The sequence below is a fragment of the Clostridium sp. AF50-3 genome, assembly GCF_003477445.1.
Taxonomy (GTDB): Bacteria; Bacillota; Clostridia; order Lachnospirales; family Lachnospiraceae; genus Otoolea; species Otoolea fessa.
On sequence record NZ_QUDH01000007.1, the window covers coordinates 24,842 to 46,704 of the forward strand.

At 51.4% G+C, this 21,863-nt stretch carries 20 protein-coding genes and 1 pseudogene; 1 reads left to right on the plus strand and 20 read right to left on the minus strand.

Going from position 1 to position 21,863, the window contains the following annotated elements:
• The 15 genes and pseudogenes from DW085_RS09445 to DW085_RS09505 all read right to left on the minus strand — a co-directional run bounded on the left by DW085_RS09445 (position 1) and on the right by DW085_RS09505 (position 14,848).
• Positions 1 to 963 (minus strand): ABC transporter ATP-binding protein, encoded by a 963-nt coding sequence (locus tag DW085_RS09445; RefSeq protein WP_118293392.1) that lies wholly within the window; start codon positions 961 to 963, stop codon positions 1 to 3.
• Complete coding sequence (locus DW085_RS09450) at positions 963 to 3,419, minus strand: hypothetical protein (RefSeq protein ID WP_118492377.1); 2,457 nt, start codon at positions 3,417 to 3,419, stop codon at positions 963 to 965. Before DW085_RS09450 ends, DW085_RS09445 begins: the two co-directional genes overlap by 1 nt.
• A gap of 196 nt (positions 3,420 to 3,615) precedes the next feature.
• Positions 3,616 to 4,755: a HAMP domain-containing sensor histidine kinase gene (locus DW085_RS09455; RefSeq protein WP_347475048.1), complete on the minus strand. Its 1,140-nt coding sequence runs from the start codon at positions 4,753 to 4,755 to the stop codon at positions 3,616 to 3,618.
• Positions 4,745 to 5,449 carry a response regulator transcription factor gene (locus tag DW085_RS09460; protein ID WP_118492379.1) on the minus strand — a complete coding sequence of 235 codons (705 nt, stop codon included), beginning with the start codon at positions 5,447 to 5,449 and terminating at the stop codon, positions 4,745 to 4,747. The genes DW085_RS09455 and DW085_RS09460 overlap by 11 nt, the downstream gene beginning before the upstream one ends.
• 158 nt (positions 5,450 to 5,607) lie before the next feature.
• Positions 5,608 to 6,258 carry a hypothetical protein gene (locus DW085_RS19760; protein ID WP_243034000.1) on the minus strand — a complete coding sequence of 217 codons (651 nt, stop codon included), beginning with the start codon at positions 6,256 to 6,258 and terminating at the stop codon, positions 5,608 to 5,610.
• A 39-nt stretch (positions 6,259 to 6,297) separates the two neighbouring features.
• A pseudogene (locus tag DW085_RS19765) lies at positions 6,298 to 7,563 on the minus strand (polyphosphate kinase); the annotation flags it as partial.
• Positions 7,494 to 7,733 (minus strand): hypothetical protein, encoded by a 240-nt coding sequence (locus DW085_RS19770; protein ID WP_243033993.1) that lies wholly within the window; start codon positions 7,731 to 7,733, stop codon positions 7,494 to 7,496. The gene DW085_RS19770 and the pseudogene DW085_RS19765, both read right to left, overlap by 70 nt.
• A 2-nt stretch (positions 7,734 to 7,735) precedes the next feature.
• Entirely contained in the window at positions 7,736 to 9,301 is a 1,566-nt protein-coding gene (locus tag DW085_RS09470; protein ID WP_118293389.1) for an HD domain-containing protein, read from the minus strand.
• A 1-nt stretch (position 9,302) separates the two neighbouring features.
• Positions 9,303 to 10,601 carry an ATP-binding protein gene (locus DW085_RS09475; RefSeq protein ID WP_182430021.1) on the minus strand — a complete coding sequence of 433 codons (1,299 nt, stop codon included), beginning with the start codon at positions 10,599 to 10,601 and terminating at the stop codon, positions 9,303 to 9,305.
• Positions 10,602 to 10,706: 105 nt separating this feature from the next.
• Positions 10,707 to 11,831 (minus strand): bifunctional chorismate mutase/prephenate dehydratase, encoded by a 1,125-nt coding sequence (locus DW085_RS09480; protein WP_107001429.1) that lies wholly within the window; start codon positions 11,829 to 11,831, stop codon positions 10,707 to 10,709.
• Between the two features lie 3 nt (positions 11,832 to 11,834).
• A complete protein-coding gene (locus tag DW085_RS09485) occupies positions 11,835 to 12,578 on the minus strand; it encodes a lysophospholipid acyltransferase family protein (protein WP_118492381.1) in 744 nt (247 codons plus the stop codon).
• 296 nt (positions 12,579 to 12,874) lie between these two features.
• Positions 12,875 to 13,318, minus strand: a complete 444-nt coding sequence (locus DW085_RS09490; RefSeq protein WP_118472612.1) for a type II secretion system protein — start codon at positions 13,316 to 13,318, stop codon at positions 12,875 to 12,877.
• On the minus strand, positions 13,290 to 13,472 hold the full coding sequence (locus tag DW085_RS09495; RefSeq protein WP_022360303.1) for a DUF4250 domain-containing protein: 183 nt from the start codon (positions 13,470 to 13,472) through the stop codon (positions 13,290 to 13,292). The genes DW085_RS09490 and DW085_RS09495 overlap by 29 nt, the downstream gene beginning before the upstream one ends.
• A gap of 20 nt (positions 13,473 to 13,492) precedes the next feature.
• The gene (locus DW085_RS09500) at positions 13,493 to 13,729 is read right to left on the minus strand and encodes a hypothetical protein (protein WP_333490915.1); all 237 of its coding nucleotides are present in this window, start codon (positions 13,727 to 13,729) and stop codon (positions 13,493 to 13,495) included.
• A gap of 165 nt (positions 13,730 to 13,894) precedes the next feature.
• Positions 13,895 to 14,848: a hypothetical protein gene (locus DW085_RS09505; protein ID WP_118492383.1), complete on the minus strand. Its 954-nt coding sequence runs from the start codon at positions 14,846 to 14,848 to the stop codon at positions 13,895 to 13,897.
• Positions 14,849 to 15,689: 841 nt separating this feature from the next.
• Here DW085_RS09505 and DW085_RS09510 point away from each other — a divergent pair.
• On the plus strand, positions 15,690 to 16,634 hold the full coding sequence (locus tag DW085_RS09510) for a D-2-hydroxyacid dehydrogenase (protein WP_022360306.1): 945 nt from the start codon (positions 15,690 to 15,692) through the stop codon (positions 16,632 to 16,634).
• A gap of 120 nt (positions 16,635 to 16,754) precedes the next feature.
• On the opposite strand, the gene DW085_RS09515 is transcribed toward DW085_RS09510, so the two are convergent.
• The 5 genes from DW085_RS09515 to DW085_RS09535 all read right to left on the minus strand — a co-directional run bounded on the left by DW085_RS09515 (position 16,755) and on the right by DW085_RS09535 (position 21,810).
• Positions 16,755 to 17,189 carry a protease complex subunit PrcB family protein gene (locus DW085_RS09515; protein ID WP_118492385.1) on the minus strand — a complete coding sequence of 145 codons (435 nt, stop codon included), beginning with the start codon at positions 17,187 to 17,189 and terminating at the stop codon, positions 16,755 to 16,757.
• A 55-nt stretch (positions 17,190 to 17,244) separates the two neighbouring features.
• A complete protein-coding gene (locus tag DW085_RS09520) occupies positions 17,245 to 18,387 on the minus strand; it encodes an ABC transporter ATP-binding protein (RefSeq protein WP_118492387.1) in 1,143 nt (380 codons plus the stop codon).
• A 28-nt stretch (positions 18,388 to 18,415) separates the two neighbouring features.
• Positions 18,416 to 19,492 carry an iron ABC transporter permease gene (locus tag DW085_RS09525; protein WP_118492389.1) on the minus strand — a complete coding sequence of 359 codons (1,077 nt, stop codon included), beginning with the start codon at positions 19,490 to 19,492 and terminating at the stop codon, positions 18,416 to 18,418.
• A gap of 36 nt (positions 19,493 to 19,528) precedes the next feature.
• Entirely contained in the window at positions 19,529 to 20,863 is a 1,335-nt protein-coding gene (locus DW085_RS09530; RefSeq protein ID WP_243033994.1) for an ABC transporter substrate-binding protein, read from the minus strand.
• Between the two features lie 152 nt (positions 20,864 to 21,015).
• Complete coding sequence (locus tag DW085_RS09535) at positions 21,016 to 21,810, minus strand: sirohydrochlorin cobaltochelatase (protein ID WP_118492393.1); 795 nt, start codon at positions 21,808 to 21,810, stop codon at positions 21,016 to 21,018.
• Between the last annotated feature and the right edge of the window lie 53 nt (positions 21,811 to 21,863).

Sequence of the window (21,863 nt, forward strand, 5' to 3'; positions counted from 1 at the left end):
CTAAATACCGGATTCCATCTCATGTTTCAGCACCGCCCTCTCTTCTTCATGTTCTGTGATCTGCATAAACAGTGATTCCAGGCTTCCCTTCTCGCGCATAAAGCTGCTGACCATCACATCTGCATCGATAAGCTGCTGCAAAAGCAGCGCCTCATCCTGCCGATCCCCCAAAAAGCCCAGCTTGATCTCATCCCCCTGCACCGCGATCGTCTGCACGCAAGGATGGCTTTTCAGGATCGCAAGCGCCTTTTCTTTCTGGCTGAAAATCGAGATCAGAAGCGGATTGGACGAGTTGATCCGCGCAAAAATCTGATCCATGCTGCCCTGCAGAACCGTTCTTCCCTGCTCAATGATGCCGATCGAGGTACAAAGCTCTGATAATTCCGATAAAATATGGGAGCTGACGAGCAGCGTTTTTCCCTGATCGCGCAGTTCTTTCAGAATCGCCGTATACTCCACCCGGGTGCGAGGATCCAGCCCGGAAGCCGGTTCATCCAGGATCAGAAGATCCGGATCGTGGATGAGCGCCCGCGCCAGACATAGGCGCTGCTTCATACCTCTCGAAAGCCCGTCCACGAAAAAGTCCTCTTTATCTTCCAGCCGCACCTGTTCCAGAAGCGTATGGCAGCGCGTCCGCGCCTGCAGCCCCGTAATTCCGTAGCAGGATGCGAAAAATTCCATATATTCCGATACTTTCAGGTTATCATATACTCCGAAGAAATCCGGCACATAGCCGATCCGCCGCCGGAGTTCTTTTCCGTCTGAGTAAACATCCAGTCCGCCGATCTCCACCTCGCCCTCGTCGGGAACGAGAAGTCCCGCAAGAATCTTGAGCGTCGTCGTCTTGCCTGCCCCATTGGGACCCACGAATCCAAAGAGTTCCCCGTCCGCGACCTCCAGATTCAGCCCATCCAGCGCTTGAAAATTGCCATATCGTTTTCTGAGGTTTTTAATCGTCAGCATCACTCTCTCCTCCCTACGACATAGATTCTTGGAAGCTGGCTTTCCCAGCCATACTCTCCCGTCTGTTCCGGCACATATTTGACGGTCAATGTGTTCGACGGAGACAGGTACGGCGAAAGCTCCTTTGCCGAATACTCTGATTTCAGCTCAATCCGGTCATTGCGCCCGGTCTCATAGTTATAAAAATACATACTTCCGGAGAAGGATGACATATACGGATAGAGCGGATTTTCCGAAAATCGCGGTGACAGAGTCTCAAACGTAAGCTTTTCAATGACAAGGTCACTTCCCAGCGAATATTCGACCGTCGCAGCCTCCGCTGTTTCCCCGCTATACATTGTGTTGTACGCCGCCTCATAATTTCCGGCGAGCACCGTTGGATCTTCCTCAAGCGCCGAACGGTAAAGTTTTCCGTCTTTTTCACGGTTCAGCGGGATTGACTCGGTCACCATGCAAAATCCTTCCCGAAGTGTCCTCGCATCCGCCAGGAAATCTTCCTCTCCCTGGAGCTTCCGGGTTGAAAATGCCACCAGGCACGCCTCAGACGGATTGCGCCCCGCGCCGGAATCCAGATAAAAGCTCAAAAGTCTCGTCCACTCCTGCGCCTTTAAATAGTCCGGATCCTCAATCTCCGCTTTCTCATACTGATCCGCCCCGGTCACCATCTGTGCTGCCGCATACGAATAGCTGACCGGATAATCGCAGCTCTCCTTTCCATCCAGAGAAACCGTCTGCCCAGGCTCTAATCTTCCCAGCAGCACCGCTTTCCCATTGATGAGCAGAGCCGCATTCTCCAGCGGTTCCTCAAAACAGTTTTTTACCGTTCCCGACACCACGCCGTCAAAATAGGAAATATTTCCCTGAACGCCCATCGCGTCCGTTTTCTCCAGCTCACGACGCAGGGTAAACAGATTCGGTGAAAATGCGACCGTATCCCGCATTTTAATTTCGACCCGTTCCGGCTGATAAACAAAGTTTGTATGATACTCTTCCTCACCGGTAAAGCGCACCGCCGAAACCGCATCGTAATAGTAACTGCGCGTCATCGGGCGCACCTCATAGCCCGGCTTTAAGCTCACCGAATACGGCTTGTTATAAGGGCTTCGGATGTTCATATAAGTGGCTTCTTCCGCCTCTTCTCCCGAGGTATCCAGAATCGACGCATACGTCACAAACGGCTCCCGGAAGCGTGTCTTTACGCCCAGCGCATAAATAATGCCGGTAAACAAAAACGCCCCCAGTGTCACCGCCGGCAGATAATACCGGTAAATTCCCCGCTTTTTTAAGTAGAAATAGATGCCCGGACCGATCAAAAGCAGATAGACCACCACGATCACCGTATATGCCGCAACCTTCGGAAGCCGCCCCGCATTGCCGGTGTTGACCAGCCCCTGTACGCTGAAATACGAGCCCGAATAACCGTAGTAATCCTCCTGTGCCAGCTCGTCCACGGTATCACTTCCCAGCACCAGCGTATACAGCTTTTCAAATGAGGATGGATTGGCCAGACACAAATCGCTGATCGCATCCATCGAAAAGGCAGCTGCCACGATCCGCCCCTGTTTGCAGTTCGTATGGGATAACAGCGGGAACACTTCCCCCGCCAGCAGAGTGCTGCCGTTCTTCAGGTTCACATCGACGCATTCTGCCTGGATCTCCCCCGTCTGCTCGCCCGGTGCCGTCTCCCCGCCCAGACTGACCGGAACGATTACCGCATCCAGATACGGCGGCTCCAGCACCTTCTCTGCAAACCTGCCATAATTTCTCGCACAATCCACACCGCCGCCAAAGAGGATCGTACCGCCGTCTTCCACCCAGCGCCGCAGCGCCTCATACTGGACATCGCTGAGCGAATCCAGGTCAAATCCAGACACAATTACCAGATCCAGCGGATCGTAACCCAGCCGGTTATCCGGCGCCTGCTCGGCATCCAGAAAAACCGCCCGCGTCCGAAGCGTCCCATACCGGATGCCCGCGCCGTCTAAATAAGAAAGTGCCTCCGGCGTATCCGTCAAAATTCCGATATAGCTCTCCGCAACGTCCTCCTCAGAACCAAGTTTCAGACGTTTCCGGATGACCGTTTTCCCGTTTACATCCTGTACCGATACAAACATCTGATCTGCCCGCACACCCAGCGGGATATAATATTCTTGTTCAAACTTCTCCCCCGCTGCCAACGATACCGGATAAGAATACTGGTACGCCTCCAGACTGGACTGTGCGGTCAGAAACTCCAGCGTTCCCTCAAACGGCGCTGTATCATTATTCAGAAGGACCGTTACCCGAAGGTAACGGTCACTCTTTGCCGTATTGTCAAATCCATAGGAAACATCCATCGACAGCGGCGCATCTGCTTCCTTCTGTGAGGCATATGCGTACCCTGCAGGAAGGCAGAATAGTGCCATCCATCCGATCAATATCGCAAAAAAGAACTGTATTCCCCTCTTTTTCTGCATCCTTTCTCTCCCTATCTGTAACTGTTCACGCATACGTGCCCAGTAACGGAATTTGCCGTGGCTTCGCATTTAAATACGGCAAATTCCTGCTGCCACCATGTTTTCTTACGGCACTTTCGGTTCCAAAAGTGCCTACCTGTGAACAGTAACCAAAAATCCATTAAAATGTCTATCAGATTCTTTCCCACACTCGCCTTTACGGCGTCTGGAAATTTTCCCTGTTGATGTCAAAATTCGTCCGCAGGCGCACCGTAAAGACCGTTCCATTCAGATCGCTCGTTACCTGAATCGTGCCGCCGTGCATATCGACGATATTTTTGGCGATCGCCAGACCTAACCCTGTGCCGCCCGTGTTGGTCGATCGCGACTGTTCCACGCGGTAGAATTTATTAAATAAGAGAGGCAGCTCGTCTGCCGGAATCACGTAACCGTAGTTCGTCACCGAGACGGTCACGACCTCTTCCTCCGCATGAATCTGCACCAGCACCCGTTTTCCGTCCGCACCGTACTTGATCGCGTTATTGATCAGGTTGTCAAAAAGGCGCGCCAGAAGATTTCCGTCTGCCGTGATAACCTTGCCCGGGACATTGCTCTGCAGCTCGTAGGAGAGGTTTTTGTCCTTGAAGCTCGGATAAAATTCCTCCAACAGCTGGCTGAGCAGTTTGACGATGTCCACCTTCGACACGTGCATTGCCACTTTTCCATAATTCATTTTGGTAAAACCAAACAAATCTTCGATCAGTTTTTCCAGACGTTTCGATTTTGCATAGGCAATATCAATATATTTTTTCTGCATTTCTGCAGGAATCTCCACCTTGCCGGACAGAAGTTCAAGATAGCCGATGATCGAGGTCAGCGGTGTCCGCAGATCGTGTGCCACATTGGTAATCAGCTCGTTCTTCGTGCGCTCCGCCTCGCGCTCCTTGTCCATCAGATTCCGGATATCCCCGACCATCTTATTTAAATTGACCGCCATCGCCGTAAACTCGTCGTCGCCCCGCACCTCGATCGTCGTATTCAAATCGCCCTCGGAAATATTCTGAATCGCGGACGAGATCCGGCTGATATAGCGCATGGACCGCTCCTGGAGGGCAAAAAAAGTGACTGAGAAGATCGCGATGCCCGACAGAAGATAGACAAATGCCATCAGTGTCTCTGTCTCCGTCAGGCGCAGGAAAAAAGAATCCCGGTACCGCGTCTCCCGCAGATAGCTGCTGATCATCGAAACATTGGCAATCAGAAACACCTCCACCAGGCATGCCACCACGGTGCTGTAAACGATGTTCATGACCATCCGTGTCCGGAATCGGCGACTCATATCTTTTTTATTTTTCAATTTTGTATCCTACCCCCCAGACCGTTGTAATGATCTTGTTCTGTCGGGTGTCCTCCTTCATCTTGCCGCGAAGCCGTCTGATATGTACCATAACCGTGTTATTTGCCTCGTAGACTTTCTCATTCCACACCTTCTCAAAGATTTCATCGGTGCTGAAGACCCGCCCCGGATTGGATGCCAGCAGATACAGAATGTCAAATTCGATCGGCGTCAGCTTGATCTCCTCGCCGTACACCATCACTTTATGATTATCTTTGTTGATCGTGAGTCCTTTGATCGAGATCTCATTTTTAACCTGATTTCCTGCACCGCTCTGCGGATTTAACTGCGTATAGCGGCGAAGCTGTGATTTGACGCGCGCCGTCAGCTCCAGCGGGTTAAATGGTTTCGTCACGTAATCATCCGCGCCGGTTCCCAGTCCCAGAATCTTATCCAGATCCGCTGAGCGCGCGCTCAGCATGATGATCGGGATATTGTTCGTCTCCCGGATCTTGCGGCACATCTCCAGACCATCCATCCCCGGCATCATGATATCGAGAAGCACCAGATGAATCGTCTCCTTCTCCAGAATCTCCAATCCCTCTAACGCATTGGATGCTTTATATACTTTATAACCATCACTGACCAGATAAATCTCCACCAGATCGGCAATCTCTTTCTCATCATCCACCACCAGAACGTGTATTTCAGACATAAAAAAACCTCCCTCATATGTAATGCAGGTTCCCGGTATCTCTATGCGAAACACCAGACGAATATACCTGTTTCCAGTTTACCATATGGGGAGGATTTATGCTTTAAAAATTTATTACATTTTTGGAGAATTTTGCTTATCTGCGAACTGCAATTTCTTTATTGTTCCAGCGGAATAAACACCCTCATCGCCGCCGGGTCCTGCTTTTTTCCAGCTTCCTTCGCCGCCTGCACTGCCTCCGCACAGAAGGTATCCTGCGCGCAGACCGGCTCTTTGCCACGGCGGTTGCGTTTAGCGTAGGTTCCGTCCGGTCTCAGGTACTGCGCCTTGACATTGTCGGCAAGCTGTACCTCTAAGATGTGACAGATGCGTGCTTTCAGCTTCTCATCCTCAACCGGGAAGAGAATCTCCACACGACGGTCGAGGTTTCGCGGCATCCAGTCGGCACTTCCCATGAAAATCTGCGGTTCACCGTCGTTCTCGAAGTAGAAAATACGGCTGTGCTCAAGGAAATTTCCAACGATCGAGCAGACCGTTATATTCTCGCTTAATCCCGGAATCCCGGCGCGCAGACAGCAGATGCCGCGAACGATGAGCTGTATTTTTACCCCCGCATTGGACGCCTCGTAAAGACTCGCAATGATCTCACGGTCGCACAGGGAGTTCATCTTTGCCACGATCCGCGCTGGAATACCTTCGCGGGCGTTGCGCGTTTCCCGCTGGATCAGGCGCAGAAAACGTCCGCGCAGCCACAGCGGCGCCAGCGACAGCTTGTTCCAGCCAAGCGGCTCCGAATAACCCGACAGCATGTTAAAGACTGCAGTCGCATCCTCACCGATCAGCGGATCACAGGTTAAAAGACCGCAGTCGGTGTAGAGTTTTGCCGTCGAATCGTTGTAATTTCCAGTTCCCAGATGGACGTAGCGGCGGATGCCTCTTCCTCGCGGCGCACCACCAGCGTGATCTTACTGTGTGTTTTCAGCCCAGCAGACCGTAGATAACGTGGCAGCGGCTTTTTCCAGCATCTTCGCCCAGAGAATATTGTTTTCCTCGTCAAAACGGGCTTTCAGCTCAACCAGAACCGACACCTGTTTTCCATTGTCCGCCGCTTCGGCGAGCGCCGCGATAATCGGGGAGTTACCGCTGACACGGTAGAGTGTCTGCTTGATCGCCAGCACCTCCGGGTCGCGGGCAGCTTTCTTGATAAAATTGACGACCGGCTCAAAGGTCTCAAACGGGTGGGTCAGCAATATATCGCCTTTGCGGATATTAGCAAAAATATCATCCTCATTCATCAGCGCCGGAACCGGCTGCGGCGTGTACGGCGGTGTCTTAAATTCGTCAAAGCCCGGCAGACCGAACACCTTCATGAGAACGGTCAGATCAAGCGGTCCGTCAATCTCATAGATCGCGTGCCCGCCGACGTGCAGCTCCTTTTTGAGGATGTCTAAGAGGCGCTTGTCCGCCTTTTTCTCGATATCCAGGCGGATGACCTCGCCCCACTGGCGTTTCTTGAGCTTCTGCTCGATCTCCTTGAGCAGATCCTCCGCCTCATCCTCGTCGATGCTCAGATCGGCATTTCGCATGACACGGAACGGATGACAGCTGATAATATCATAATTTAAGAACAATTTGTCGATGTTCCGCTCGATGACTTCTTCCAGATAAATGATAGATTTGCCCTCCTGGCACGGCAGCTCCACCACGCGTGGAAGCCCGCCCGGCACGCAGACCATCGCAAATTCCAGCTCGCCGTCTCCCTTTTTCTTGCGAACCAGCGCGGCGATATTTAACGATTTATTGTGAATAAGCGGGAACGGGCGGGAGGAATCAACCGCCATCGGCGTGAGGACCGGGTAGACCGATTCCTCAAAATACCGATCAACGTACACCGCTTCTTCCTTCGTAAGCTTCTCATGCTCGGTGACCACGCGCAGACCGTGCTGTTTTAAGAGCGGCAGGAGCATCCGGTTGTAGGTCCGGTACTGATTCTCGACCAGCTCATGCGTTTTTCCATCGATCGCATCCAGCTGTTCCTGTGCCGTCATACCCGCAATATCCCGCTTCGTATAATTGGCGTGAACCATGTCCTTGAGGGATGCCACGCGGACCATGAAAAACTCATCCAGGTTCGACGCGTGATGCTTAAAAATTTCAGGCGTTCAAACAGTGGGGTCGTCTTATCGCGCGCCTCACCCAGAATCCGGTAGTTAAATTCCAGCCAGCTCAGTTCACGGTTTACATAATTTTCAGGTTCTCCGTATTTCAACACTGCATCCGACATCCTTATACCCCTCTTTTCTGCCTGAGTACAGGCCGTATTCCAAAGACTTCCTCAAAGAAATCTGCCTTCTGGTCAAATGAATACTGCTCCAGCACGATACTCTCCGGACAGTCCGTCGTAATCACCAGACTGCCGTTCCGCACAGCGATGCGGCTGTCGCTCAGCTTCTGGCGGTGGCTGCGGTCCATCGAATTGGCCAGACGCAAAATTGCCGTCAGCTTCGCAATCAGGATCGTCAGCTCTCTCCGGGAGGTTCCAAGCCCCGCATACTGGGACAGATCCGACTCCAGGATGACCTCATCGTAGGCATATTCCTGAATGTTGTAGCGCACGATATTGGCTACAACCTCGCGCTCCAGATGGGAAATTCCGATGATCTCCGTATCCATGATAATCTGGTACGAGCTTTCCGAACCGCGCGTGATGCTGACAAACTTGCCGCAGTCATGCAGTGTCGCTGCGATCTTTAAAAGCAGGCGTTCCCGCGCTCCCAGACCATGGTATTTTTTCGTTGCATCAAAGATCATCTCCGCCGACCGCTCTACCTCGCGCACATGTGCGCCGTGGCAGCGGTAGCGCTTCGCCATCTGGCGCGCCGTTGAGAGGATATCTGCCTCAAAATCATGATGAAAGCGGACCAGACGGTTTTCCTGTGCGTACTCTGCCGCGATACCATCACAGAGTGTCGTCCCCGGTGCCCAGATATAGGAAGCACCCGTCATGTCTAATACCTTCCGGTAGAGAATCGCACTTGGAATCAGTACTTCTGCGTAATCCTGCGGCAGCTCATAGCGCTCCTGAATCTCCTCCGAGGACATTCCAATCAGCTTCTCGCAGAACACGCCAAATTCCTTTGCCGTGAACCGCGCCCCGCCTTTTTCATGCATGCCGCGGCTGATCATATAGTTCATTGTCTCGCCGGTCGCAATCAGCGTCTCGATCTGATGCTCTTTTAAAAATATCTTCCGGAATGTGTATAATTCATTTTCTACCAGCTCGTCGATGATCGCCGGGATCTTCCGGTAATCGACGCGCCAGTGTGCTGACATTTCGCTTAAACGCAGCACGCCGAGCAGAAGGTTCTGCGTCGATACCAGTACCTCCTCATCAAAGAGGGAGATCTGGGTGCTTCCGAATCCGACATCCATCAGCGCCGCGCCATTTTTCACGGTGCGCTGGAATTCTTCCTCCCTGGCTGCAACAGCTTTATAACTCTTAAAACGCAGCTCCGAGTTGTTCATCGTGCGGACCCGGAGTCCGGTACGCACCAGAATCCGGTCCAGTACCATCTGGCTGTTCCGCGCCTCCCGAAGCGCACTGCTCGCAAATGCCCGGTAATCCGATACCCGGTATGTTTTCATCACTTCCCGGAACTTATTCAGGACCTCGCACATTTCCTCCACGATCTCGTGGCTCAAACGTCCGTCATTGTACGTGTCTTTGCCAAGCGCCAGCGCATGGCGCACATGATCGATCTCGCGGATTCCGGCGGAAGCAGAAATCTCGAAAATTCCCAGCTCCAGTTCGAAGGAACCCACATCAATAGCGGCAAAGGTTTTAACGGTCATATTACTTGATCTCTCCTTTCAGCTTGCTGCGTAAATTTGCAATAAACTGGGTGGCAGTACGTCCGGACAGCCCGCCGTGGCTTAACTCCCACTTGTTGGCTTCCAGAAGCAGATCTGCCTCCGGCATATGGATGTGGTATTTGTCTGCCAGCACGCGAACGATGTTCTGGAATTCTTTCTTGTCCGGTGAGCCGTAGTAGATCGTGACGCCAAAACGCGCAACCAGGGACAGTTTTTCCTGCACCGTATCGTTGGAGTGCAGATCGTCGTCCAGCTCGCGCTTATCACTGAATTTTTCGCGGATTAAGTGGCGGCGGTTCGATGTCGCATAGATCAGGACATTCTGCGGCTTGATGCCGAGACCGCCTTCAATGATTGCTTTCAGATATTTATATTCCAGCTCATATTCCTCAAAGGAAAGGTCGTCCATATAAATGATAAATTTATAGTTGCGGTCTTTGATCTGCTCCAGGACGTCTGACAGTCCGCGGAACTGGTGCTTATACACCTCGATCATGCGGAGTCCGCGGTCATAATACTGATTTAAGATCGCCTTGATACTGGATGATTTACCGGTACCGCTGTCACCGAAAAGCAGGCAGTTGTTTGCCGCGCGCCCCTCGATAAATGCCTCGGTATTCTCAATCAGCTTGGCTTTCTGCAGCTCATAGCCTACCAGATCGCTCAGCTCGATATGTTCCACGCGCGTGATCGGCTCGATATCGACCTGTTTTGCCTCGTCATCCATGATAATATGGAATGCTTTGTTAAGGCCAAACTTGCCAACACCAAATTCTTTATAAAATTCGGTCACGATATCCTGAAATTCCTGATCACTCTCCGCATTCTCCAGGGAAACCGATAATTCAACGATCCGATCGCGGATGCGGTGGTTGAACGCCTTGCTGTTTTCCAGCGCATTTTCGTAATGCTTCATCTCCGACCAGATGCCGTTCTCAGTCTCGTCCAGACGGGCAATATCCAAGGAAAAAAGCTCTCTGACCTGTGCAAAATCGTGGCGTGCAAGCTCGCTCAAGCTGCCGCCGACCGGTCCGATGATCTCACAGGATGTGCTGTAGGCATTTTCATTGTTTGCCATGCAGAACGCCAGGAAACAATGCCACAGGTTTCCGCGGAATCCATAGGTCACTGCCAGATCGATGAGCTGACTCGCGCATGCATATGCATCCGGGCGTGCCTCGCCTTCTTCTGGTTTTAAGAGGCTGCACATGTCGTCAAATAACTGCTGATACCGCAGGTTGCGATATAAAATCATCGTATTTTTTCTTTTTTCTTCCATCATTCTGCCTTTCCGGTTACCATCACATGCTTTACGGCACTTTCAGTGTCAAAAATGCCTGCCCGTGGACAGCAACCCATTCTGTCTTGTCCTAAGCTAAAGAGACTAGTAATTTCCTAATATTTTTACATTTTTCGCTTCGCGCATGATTCCGTACAGTGCATTCTGCACACCGGCATCCTCCAGGTTTCCCTCGATGTCCACGAAGAAGCGGTACTGCCAACTCTCCTCCGGGATCGGCCGGGACTCGATCATACGCATATTGACGTCATTGAAAATAAAATTGCCGAGCATGCTGTACAGCGTACCGCTGCGGTGCGGCAGCTCGAAACAGAGGCTGATTTTCTCTGCGCCCGCCTGATAGACGCGATCCTTCGCCAAAATCAGGAAACGGGTCGTATTGTCCGGACAGTTGTTGATCGGACCTGCCAGCTTTTTGAGCCTGTAAATCTCACCTGCCACCTCACCTGCGACTGCCGCCTGTGACGGATCTTTCTCATCGCGTACCTTCTGTGCCGCCACAGCATTATTTTCCATGCTGAGCTGCTGCCAGTCGTGCTGGTTTAAGAAGTCGCTGCTCTGCATCAACGCCTGCGGATGGGCAAAAACACGCTTCACATCGGAAAGTTCCGCGTCCGGTGTGCCAAGCAGGTAGTGATGTACCGGCAGAAATGTCTCCGCCACGATCACATTGTCGTATTTTAAAAGCAGATCATAGTTGTCCGTCACGGCACCGGCGGAAGAATTTTCAATCGGAAGCACCGCAAAATCAGCTTTTCCCTCCTGAATCTCCACCATCATATCCTCAAACCGGCGTACATGATGGATATCCGCGTCTTTTCCAAAGAACTGCAGCGCCGCCGCATGACCGTAAGCGCCCTCTAATCCCTGGAACACCACGCGTTTTCCGGCGGTTTCAAGCTTCTCCACCTTATGGAAGCCCAGATCCGGACCGCCGACGCGCCCTGCGATCGTCTGATACTGATACCGGCGGCTCAGCGTCATCATCTGCAAAAACAGCTCGGCAACCGCCTGCTTGTTAAACTCGCCCTCTGCCATCGCCTGAACTGACTCGATCTTCTGTTTCTCACGCTCGGCGTCGTAAACCGCCTTTCCGGTCGCGATCTTATACTCTGCCACCTCGCTGCAAAGGCGCATTCTCTCCTCAAATAACTTTTCTATCTGGGTGTCAATCTGGTCCAGACGCCCTCTTATCTCCAGCAAATCCATCTCTTAGCTGTTCTCCTTTTCCATCTCTGAAAGCATCCCTGCGATCTTTTCTCTCGTATATGCGCCGACAAACTTCCGGTTCTCCGGATCCAGCTCTTTCACGATGAACGGCTCGCCGAACTCAATCACGACATGGCTCGGACAAATAAGCGGAATATGCTTCTCAAAGACCTCCGCTGTTCCCTTGATCGCCACTGGAACAACCGGACAGCCAGATTTCTCTGCAATCTTCAAGCTTCCCTCTTTAAATGGAAGCAGATCTGAAAGCTGTTCATTTTTATTGCGGGTTCCCTCCGGAAAAATCCAGACAGAAACGCCGCGGCGCACCTTCTCGATCCCCGCCAGAATCATTTTTAAACCTTCTTTTATATTATTCCGATCTAAAAACAGACAGTTGACATTGAGCATCCATTTTGACAAGAGCGGAATCTTCTCCATCTCTTTCTTTGCCACAAATCCCATCAGTCCCGGAACCGTCGTATAGCCAACCAGGATATCAAAATAGCTCCGGTGGTTTCCCACATAGAGCACCGGGCGATCCTGCGGAATATTTTCATATCCGCGCACCTCTACCGTCACACCTGCCATTTTGAGCAGTTTTTCAAAAATATTACGCACCATCTGGGTGCTTTCTTCCTCCACTGCGACCGGATCTACCTGTCCCTGTTTATCCATACGGTGCAATGTGCCGATGGAACCAACAAGGAAGCTGACGATCGTTCCTACTATCTTTATCGCGCGAAACATACTGATACCTCTCTTTTCTCTTGTATCTGTCCGAAACCGTCTGGTTTTTATCCTGCTATTTTCATTTCCAGACAGACTGCTTTACTGTCTCATTATATAGAAAGAAGCAGGGTTTTACAAGACTTTCCTTGTAAGACATCCTGCCTCTGCTACTGTTCACGCATACGTGCCCAGTATCGGAATTTGCCGTGGCTTCGCATTTAAATACGGCAAATTCCTGCTGCCACCACGTTTTCTTACGGCACTTTCGGTTCCCAAAGTGCCTACCTGTGAACAGTAACCTGCCTCTCTATTTTTTATGGATTCACAATCTCCGTCTTTCCGCTGATCAGCGCTTCCACCTCGATTCCACCTATCTCGCACAAGATTCCCTCATAGCTTTCCAGTGTATCGCTGTAATACACGCTGTAGATAGACACATCCTCAGAAATCTCTCCATCCAGATAGTTTTCCAGCGGATTTTCTCCCAGATCCCGGAAAGAACCACCCAGATCCATCATCAGCTCCCAGCTTTCCGGATGAATGTCCTGTTCATCCAAATCATGTAGATACATCCAGAGCGCCATGCATAGAATCCTCGCCTCGGCTTTCGCCCGCACTTCCTTCGCTTTCTGTACCTGTCCGGACATGATCGGGATCGAAACTGCAACGAGAATCGCCACAATCCCGGTCACGATCAGCAGCTCTGCCAGCGTAAAGCCTGACCGTGCCCTAGCGGAACTGGTTCTTTTCTCTGTCATAGGTATATCCCACCGCCTGCAGCTTCTTCTCAAGCTCCGACCGTTCTGTATCAAACGCACTGCATAATTCATCTAAATCCGGGTAAAAATCTCTGAGCTGTGTGTTCACAAAACTCAGGCACATAATCGGATCGTTCGGTATTTTTCCTGCCATCTTTTTCCCTTTCTGTCCTTTTATTCATACTCAAACGTAACCGTCACATAGTAACCGCGGTCATTTTCCTCGATCGCCTTTACCACGCCGTGATCGGCGGGAATCCGGTCATTCAGCTTAAAAAGCCCCGACATCGCCACCGCCGGTTCAATCATATAATTGACATTAAACGGCGTCACCGACTCCGTCACCTCTACTGTCTGTCCGACTTCTACCAGTCCCGGACGTTCCATTTTAAATACAACATCTCTTGTCACGCCGTTTTTCCTCTTCTTTCTGGTCTGATCCCCAATTCTGGCTGCCGGCATATCCTCACGCCGTGCCTCTGATTTCAAATTTTTTTTACACGAACCATAACCGCCAGCTTACCAGTTTTCTAGTATACGGCACTTTTTTCCTTTTATCAACTGCGCCCACATAACCTACCGTTCGTTTTTTTCACGCGCCATCCGCCGCAGCTGCCGAAATCCAAGCCATGCCAGTAAAAGCAGCAGCAGACTTACACTGATCGTCAGTCCGTAGTGAATCCACCGTCTCCAGAACGGAAGCGGGAGGTTTTCCACCGGCGCAGTCTCTGTTTCCACCAGAGTTCCCGGATCCACTTCTATTTCTGTCATCTCTTCCACATCCAGTTCCGCTTTTTCATACTCCATCCGCCTCCGGTAACGCTCATATTCCGGAAGTCTGACCGTTCCCCCGTACACTGCCCGGCAATCCCATACGCGGCGTTTTGCCTGTACCGCCGCATTGCGGCACCAGATGCCAGCCTCATCCTGATAAGCATCTCCCTCCCAGCTTGCCGACTCAATCTGCACCTCATCCTCCGATAGCCCTGCACTTGCAAGCAGGTCTTCCCTGCACGCCTCCAACGGCGGCACTTTTTCATCATGCATCACGGCAGTTCCACCCAGCCGGTATGTGTCCGCCCCGTATTCGTGAAATACGACCGAAATCTCAAATCCATCCTGCCAGTGTTCGTTCTCATAAGAGGTTCTTTTCAGATCCAACATAACCGATACGGTCTTCCGGCTCTCCCGATCCTCCACCTCCATCGGCGCTCTCGCCGGGATCTCCTGTTCCCGCGTCACGGATGGATAGACCATCTCCCCCGAAACCTCCCGCGTTCTGCCGCGCACCGGCACCGCCTCTATCTCTGTCCCCACAAGCCGGTAGGTAATTTCCCCCTCTTCCAGATATTCTTCCGGCGCTTCTGGTATCTCAACCTCTTTCAAATAGGAAGAAGAATAACGGATCCGCCGTTCTCCCGCCTTATCTTCCTGTGCGTAAGCCTGTCCGCCGGTGCCCTGCAGGCACAGCAGCACAAACGTCAGCACTGCCAGCCTCCCGCCATATCTTCTGTCTTCTCTTTTCCCCATACATTCTCCCTTTCTGCCATTCCCCGGCAAATGTCTCCTGCCAGCCGAACCGCATTCTTTCGTAAGCACGTTCTAAATTTCCGTACTCCTCTCTCAACCTTCTCCATCCTTTCTAAAATTGTTATTGTTCACGCATACGTGCCCCGTAACGGAATTTGCCGTGGCTTCGCATTAAATGAACCGTAACCTGAAATTTTCTGTGCTGAGTTTAAATCAGCATAAAATACCGCATCACACACAAATATCATTCAAGATATAAGATGCCATGTTTTCTAAATGCCGATATGATGTTACTGTTCACGCATATGTGCCCAGTAACGGAATTTGCCGTGGCTTCGCATTTAAATACGGCAAATTCCTGCTGCCACCACGTTTTCTTACGGCACTTTCGGTTCCAAAAGTGCCTACCTGTGAACAGTAACGATATGATACTTATATTCAGCACTGCTCAATCATATGACTGCTATTTTTTTGTTTCATAGGACGCAGTTTCCCCTGAAACAAAAAATGCATTATGAAATTTCATAAATACCCGGATATTTCTGTGAATCACAGATGCCCTCTTTGCGGGCAGAATCATCGAATGCCGTCCGGAACCGGACTTTGAACTGCATCGTACCTTTATTATAGTCTGCCCTATCTCAAAATACAATTTATAAATCGCTCTCGCGGCATTTTCTACAAAAACACCTTTTTATCCAGCATTTACTTATAAGTGTTATATAAAAAATCGAATACGAGTTTCTTTTTGGTACGGCAAAATGACTTGACTGAACAGCAGATTTTAGGTATACTTGCATATAGGTACATTTTACAAAATAAGAGCGGAGGAAATTAAACTATGAAGTGTCTTATCATTGACAAAGTATACGCTGGTATTGCTGAAGAACTCAGCAAATACATGGAAGTTAAAACTGCAGAGAATCTGCCGTCCACCAAGGATCAGTTATTAGCTGAAATCGGTGACGTAGACGTTCTGATCATGCGTGTAGATCCGAAGATCGATCAGGAGATCATCGACGCTGCTAAGAACCTGAAGGTTATCGGCGTTTGCTCCGTTGGTCTAAACCACATTGATATGGACTATGCAAAATCCAAAGGAATCCAGATCTTCAACGCACCGGGCTTAAACGCTAACGCAGTTGCAGAGCTGACCATTTCCAAGATGTTAGATATCTCCCGTGGTACTTTCACAGCTAACTACGATGTAAAAGTAAAACACGAGTGGAACAAATATAAATTCGAAGGTCGTGAGCTTCGCGGCAAGACTCTGGGTGTTATGGGCTTCGGTCGTATCGGTAAGAGAGTCGGCGAACTTGGTCGTGCATTTGGTATGACTGTCGTTGCTTACGATCCATTCCTGAAACCGGAAGATTTCGAGAAAGAGCATGCAACTGGCATGTCCGTAGACGAGATGTTAAAGGTAGCTGATTTCGTATCTATCCACGTACCGCTGACACCAGAGACAAAGGATCTGTTCAACGCTAAGTCCATCGCTGAGATGAAGGATGATGCAGTTGTTCTGAACATGAGCCGTGGTGGTATCGTAAACGAGAAAGACATGTACGAGGCTCTGAAAGCTGGCAAGATCGGCGGCTACGCAGCAGACGTTATGGAGAACGAGCTGGCTGGCAGCGGTCTGACAGGTGATGATACATTCGCAAGCCCGCTGTTCGAGTGCGACAACTTCATCGTTTCCCCGCACATCGGCGCTCAGTCCGTAGATGCTTCCAGAGACATCGGACTTCACATCATTTCCAAGGTAAAAGAGGCTCTTTCCCTGTAATCAGGAAACCAGTCTTATACTCATATAGGAAATCCTGCGGAAATCGTTCTGCAGAAACTGCATAAAGACAGGAACCGGATGATACTCTCGCCGGTTCCTGTTTTTTTGTTTCATAGGAAACTACTGGAATACCACTGGTTCCTCCAGCAGTTCCGTCCGCAGCACAATATACGGATACGACGGCTCTTCCCCGGTCGGCTCGCTTCTCTCCGGTCCTTTTAACTCGGTCTTGACGATGATCGAATTGTCCGTCAGGTACAACTCCGGAACCGTAATGCTGTAGCCGCCGGTCTCCTGCTTGCCGTACCCGGCAGCTATGTAGAGGTCATTTCCGCTTGTGTAAGTCAGGCGGAAGGAATCGTTCTTCTTTTCTTCTATGATCTGCGACAGCTCCTGCGGCGTCTCATCGGGACCTATGACGGCAAATTCCAGATCCCGCAATTTTTCTGCCTGTTTTTCACCGCCGCATGCAACCGCATAGACCCCCGCCAGAAAGATTCCCATCACAGCCATAAGGCTTAGAAGCCATTTTTTCCTGCTTTTCTTACTTTTCATCAAATAAAAAACCTCCCGCTCCCCTGCACGCAGCCACGCGGCAAAATGCTTTGATTTACTGCATTTTATGAAGCGGAAGGTTGTGATATTCTATCTTTTTTCCTTTTTCCCTGGCATACGCCAGCAGCCGGTCGTTCGCCGCCGCCCAGCCCCCATACTGCCTGCGGCACGCAATCACGCACTGGCACGCATCCAGACATTCTCTGGCTTCTTGTTCCTTTTCCTCTGATATTTCTTCAAATGCGGGGACTGCAATCAATCTGGACGCCAATGTACAAGCCGCCGGATAATCTAAGTCGGCTTCCGATACGATCCCTGCCGCAAACGTGGTTCCAGCTCTCTGAAGCTGCCAGAAGACAGCGCGCCCGCTTCCTCCTCCTGCCAGCACAAACACCTCTGGTGCCCCCTCCGGACGTGGAAGCTCCATACTGCCGCCTGTCTGACGGAAGCGCCCTTCCTCGACCTGGAACAGCTCGGAAAGATGTTCCGGAGTCAGCATCTCTTCCGGGCGTCCAAACCGGCTTTCCTGCCCCGGGCTGACGCACAGCACCCAGTCAGAGACGCGCTCCGCCAGATCAAGTTCATGAATGGATAAAATGACTGCCACCTTCTTGCGGCGCGCCAGCTCCTGCAAGACCGACATAAATTCCAGCTTATAACGGATATCCAGATAGGAAGTCGGCTCATCGAGAAGCAGCAGTTCCGGCTCCTGACAGAGCGCCCGCGCCAGCATCACCCGCTGCCGCTGACCATCGCTGAGCGTCTGGAAGTCCCGCTCCCGAAGCTCTGATACCTGCACTGCCTCCATCGCCTCATCAACTGCCTTCCAGTCCTCCTCCGAGAGGACACCAAACCGCCCCGTGTACGGATAACGCCCGGCTGCCACAACATCCCGGCAGGTCATCCACTCTGCATGGATCTTTTCCGTAAACATGACCGCCATCCGCCGTGCGCGCTCCGTTCCCTTCATTCCCAGAAGGTCCGCGCCGTCTAGGTAAACCGCGCCTCCCATAGGGGGAAGCTGCGCGGCGACACTCTTTAAAATGGTCGATTTTCCGGCTCCATTCGGTCCGACTAAAGTCAGGATCTCACCCTTCCTTATCCCGATCCGGACTGGATTTAAGATCTGTTTTCCACCGTATCCAACCTGTAAGTCCTCTGTATAAAAGTAGATCTTCTCCTCAGTTTCTGGATTCATGGTATTTTCTCCTCTGCTTCTCTATGCTTCAGGTGCTCTTTCGATGTTTCCGCATCATCACAAAAATCACGACCGGCGCACCGAAGACAGCTGTTACCGTGCTGATGCTCAATTCCGTCGGGGCAAAGACCGTCCGCGCCAGCCAGTCGCTGATCAGGCAGAACACGCTTCCGCCCAGGAAACAGCCCGGAATCAGCACCAGCGGTCTTGTATCGGCAAACAGCCAGCGGATCAGATGCGGAACCGCGATTCCAACAAAGGAAACCGGACCGGCAAATGCCGCTACGCAGCCAGATAATATGCTGGACAAAATCACCATAAAGAAACGCAGTTGTGCAACACTGACTCCCATGCTTTTCGCATACGTCTCCCCCATCTGGTATGCGCCGATCGGCTTGGATAACAGAAACACCGCTGCCGCTGAGACAAAGGTCACGCCCGCCATGACTGCCACATTTTCCCAGGTCATACCAGAAAAACTTCCGCGCGACCAGTTATGCAGGTTGACAATATCCGCATCGCTGGCGAAGGTCACAACAAAATCCGTGATTGCCGAGCAAATATAGCCGATCATCACGCCCCCGACGATCAGCATCGCCATCTGTTCCATTTTCCGCGCGACCAGGAGCACAAACAGCATAGAGAGAAGCGCTCCGGCAAATGCCGCTGCCACCAGCATCCCCGAATTGATCGTAATATTCCATTCCAGAAATCCGACCATCACAAGTGCTACCAAAAGCTTTGAACCAGAAGAAATTCCCAGCACAAAGGGACCCGCGATCGGATTGTGGAAAAATGTCTGTAACAGATACCCTGACAGTGCCAGCGCCCCGCCAAGGATCAGCGCCGCCAGCGCGCGCGGCAGACGGATCTCCCAGATGATCGTCCATGCCATTCCACGCAGCTTAGGCTCCCGCAATTCCTCTAAAAATTCCATGAGTGGAACCGATACACTGCCCGAGCAGGCGCTCCAGATAAGCGACAGGAGCAGCAGCACAATCAGAAGCAGAAATGCGGCTGCGATCCGCACCTGTCTGCCTGCCTGCGTCAGGTTTCTTTGTCCTTTTTCCTGTTTTTGTCTGTTTGCTTCTGATACTGAACGCATCGTTTCTCCTATCTATCTTTATTATACTTTCCTTCCTCACGACTGCAATTTATACAGATATGTCCCATCTTCCTGGCTTCCGCTGAAAATCGCATGGATATCTTCCAGCATCGCTCCAACTGACATAGATTCCTGATAGAGATTCTTCGTCGTACACCAGACATTTCCCGCCTGTACCGCCTTGAAATCCTTGAGAACCGACGCTTTTGCCAAAAGCTCCGAAATTGAGTGAACCTCCCCGTCGATTGTGCTGTTATAAATCAGATAATCGGATTCTTTCGCGGCTGCATAAAATTCTTCCATCTGCATATTGACGGTCGAAGACCGCTTTCCGTCATCCCCCAGATGACCGAATATGTATCTGCCGCCCGCTAATTCTATCATTTTCGGTATATAATCAGAGGAACGGCGCACGTTCACGCTGCCCTGGTTCGTAATATAGAAAAATGCCGCCGACGGCTTTTCCGCCTGTGCCGTCTGTTCTGTTTTTACGCTCCCGCCTGCGTTCTCCACATCCGAACCTTCTTCTGTAACTCGCTGCAAAGCCGCTTCCTGCTTTGCAAATGCCGCTTCCGCCTCTTTTTCTTTTCCGGTCAGCACTCCATACAGGCGGATCCATTCCGTCCGTCCCAGCGGATGTGCTTCGTAGCTGGAATGATCCACAATCACCGGGATTCCGAAGCTTTCCAGCTTTTCTTTTACCTCCGGCGAATGGAGAATCATCGTATTTTCTATTGCCAGACCGCAGCCCTCCGAGACGATCCGCTCATAATCCGGTTCGCTGTACTTGCCTGCGTAGAGAATTGACCCATTCTCCATCGCCTCCTTTGCCTCCGGGATGTACCAGCCCGACGCATCGGTTCCCGAAAACCGGATATCCGGGAGCGCTCCCAGCATCCGGAACATATCCATGGTCGCGGTCGCTACCAGATAAATCTGTTTGACCGGGCGCTTAAGCACCTGGATCGAATCCGGAAGATCTTCCGGCACCTTTCCGCCCTCTGGAATCAGAAGAAAACGGCTTCCATCCGCAACCGAAACTGCTTCGTACTGTATCCCGTTCGCATCCTCATAGGTATCGACCGCAAACTGGGTCGCATAGGCAAGCTCCATCCGCGATTTCCAGGTCAGGAACGCACTGATCGCCTCACCCGGCTGTGGAAGTGATGCCTCCGCCACCTGTGCATCCACGTTTTCTGCCGGCTGGGACACTTTCGTACCTTTACCCGCCTCATTGGATGTCTCACTGGCAGATGTAGACGACGCTGCCGCCACCGCACTCTTTCCCGTATTTCCACAGCCGCTCAAGAGCAGCACCCCCATAAGCGACAGCCCTACCATCCTAAGTGCCATTTTCTTGTTACTGTTCACGCATACGTGCCCAGTAACGGAATTTGCCGTGGCTTCGCATTTAAATACGGCAAATTCCTGCTGCCACCACGTTTTCTTACGGCACTTTCGATTCCAAAAGTGCCTACCCGTGTACAGTAACCTTTTCTTTCCCATTATCCATCCTATTTTCTTCATTTTTCCCACTCTGCCTCTCTCACGTGCGCCACATACAGCTTCCGGATCGCCTCAACCTCTCCCAGTCCCCGGATGCGGCATTCCACCTGGTATCCGGCGCGTTCCAGGCGGCTCTTCCAGGAATCCTCCTCTTCACCTGCCATATCCTGATTCGCATGGTCGCCTGCAACCACCATGAGCGGCTGCAGCACTGCCCTCTGATAGTGTTTCTGCGCGCCCAATTTCTCGATCACCGCCTGTAAATCCGGCTGCGCCTCCACGGTTCCGATGTAATAATTTGCATAGCCGCCCGCGATCATCCTATCCTGCATCTTCTGATACACCTGATTGGAAGCCGCGTCCGTCCCATGCCCCATCAGGCAGAGTGCCGTTTTTCCATCGTCATATCCGCCCAATTCTCCTGTCATCGCCCGAATCACCGCATCCAGATCCGCTTCACTGGCAAGAAGCGGTGCTCCCAGCGCCAGCCGTTCAAAACGCCCCTGATTCGCTTCCACTTCCGCTTTTACATCCATGTATTCAAATCCATCCATCAGATGGGTCGGCTGCACAATCAGACTTTTAATCCCATCGGCTGCTGCCCGGTCAAGTGCCTCCTTCAAATTGTCGATCGACCGTTGATCCCGCTTTTTCAATTTATCAATGATCCTCTGGCTGGTAAATGCCCGGCGCACCTCATATGCCGGAAATGCCTCCGCCACTGCACGCTCAACCGCTCCGATCGTCTTTTCTCGGCTGTCATTGTAGCTTGTCCCGAAGCTGACTACCAGGATTGCCTGTCTTGGTTCCATCTATCATTCTTCCTCTTTGTTTTTTATCTTTCAATTCAGAATTTTCCCGTTCC

Excerpts from the sequence above, each read along its gene's own strand:
- DW085_RS09535 (WP_118492393.1), bottom strand. The coding sequence starts at position 21,810 with ATGGAACCAAGACAGGCAATCCTGGTAGTCAGCTTCGGGACAAGCTAC.
- DW085_RS09485 (WP_118492381.1), bottom strand. The coding sequence starts at position 12,578 with ATGTTTCGCGCGATAAAGATAGTAGGAACGATCGTCAGCTTCCTTGTT.
- DW085_RS09515 (WP_118492385.1), bottom strand. The coding sequence starts at position 17,189 with ATGAAAAGTAAGAAAAGCAGGAAAAAATGGCTTCTAAGCCTTATGGCT.
- DW085_RS19770 (WP_243033993.1), bottom strand. The coding sequence starts at position 7,733 with ATGTCGGATGCAGTGTTGAAATACGGAGAACCTGAAAATTATGTAAAC.
- DW085_RS09475 (WP_182430021.1), bottom strand. The coding sequence starts at position 10,601 with ATGGAAGAAAAAAGAAAAAATACGATGATTTTATATCGCAACCTGCGG.
- DW085_RS09525 (WP_118492389.1), bottom strand. The coding sequence starts at position 19,492 with ATGCGTTCAGTATCAGAAGCAAACAGACAAAAACAGGAAAAAGGACAA.
- DW085_RS09450 (WP_118492377.1), bottom strand. The coding sequence starts at position 3,419 with ATGCAGAAAAAGAGGGGAATACAGTTCTTTTTTGCGATATTGATCGGA.
- DW085_RS09460 (WP_118492379.1), bottom strand. The coding sequence starts at position 5,449 with ATGTCTGAAATACACGTTCTGGTGGTGGATGATGAGAAAGAGATTGCC.
- DW085_RS19760 (WP_243034000.1), bottom strand. The coding sequence starts at position 6,258 with ATGCTGTCGGGTTATTCGGAGCCGCTTGGCTGGAACAAGCTGTCGCTG.
- DW085_RS09510 (WP_022360306.1), top strand. The coding sequence starts at position 15,690 with ATGAAGTGTCTTATCATTGACAAAGTATACGCTGGTATTGCTGAAGAA.
- DW085_RS09495 (WP_022360303.1), bottom strand. The coding sequence starts at position 13,472 with ATGGCAGGAAAAATACCGAACGATCCGATTATGTGCCTGAGTTTTGTG.
- DW085_RS09480 (WP_107001429.1), bottom strand. The coding sequence starts at position 11,831 with ATGGATTTGCTGGAGATAAGAGGGCGTCTGGACCAGATTGACACCCAG.
- DW085_RS09490 (WP_118472612.1), bottom strand. The coding sequence starts at position 13,318 with ATGACAGAGAAAAGAACCAGTTCCGCTAGGGCACGGTCAGGCTTTACG.
- DW085_RS09445 (WP_118293392.1), bottom strand. The coding sequence starts at position 963 with ATGCTGACGATTAAAAACCTCAGAAAACGATATGGCAATTTTCAAGCG.
- DW085_RS09470 (WP_118293389.1), bottom strand. The coding sequence starts at position 9,301 with ATGACCGTTAAAACCTTTGCCGCTATTGATGTGGGTTCCTTCGAACTG.
- DW085_RS09505 (WP_118492383.1), bottom strand. The coding sequence starts at position 14,848 with ATGGGGAAAAGAGAAGACAGAAGATATGGCGGGAGGCTGGCAGTGCTG.
- DW085_RS09520 (WP_118492387.1), bottom strand. The coding sequence starts at position 18,387 with ATGAATCCAGAAACTGAGGAGAAGATCTACTTTTATACAGAGGACTTA.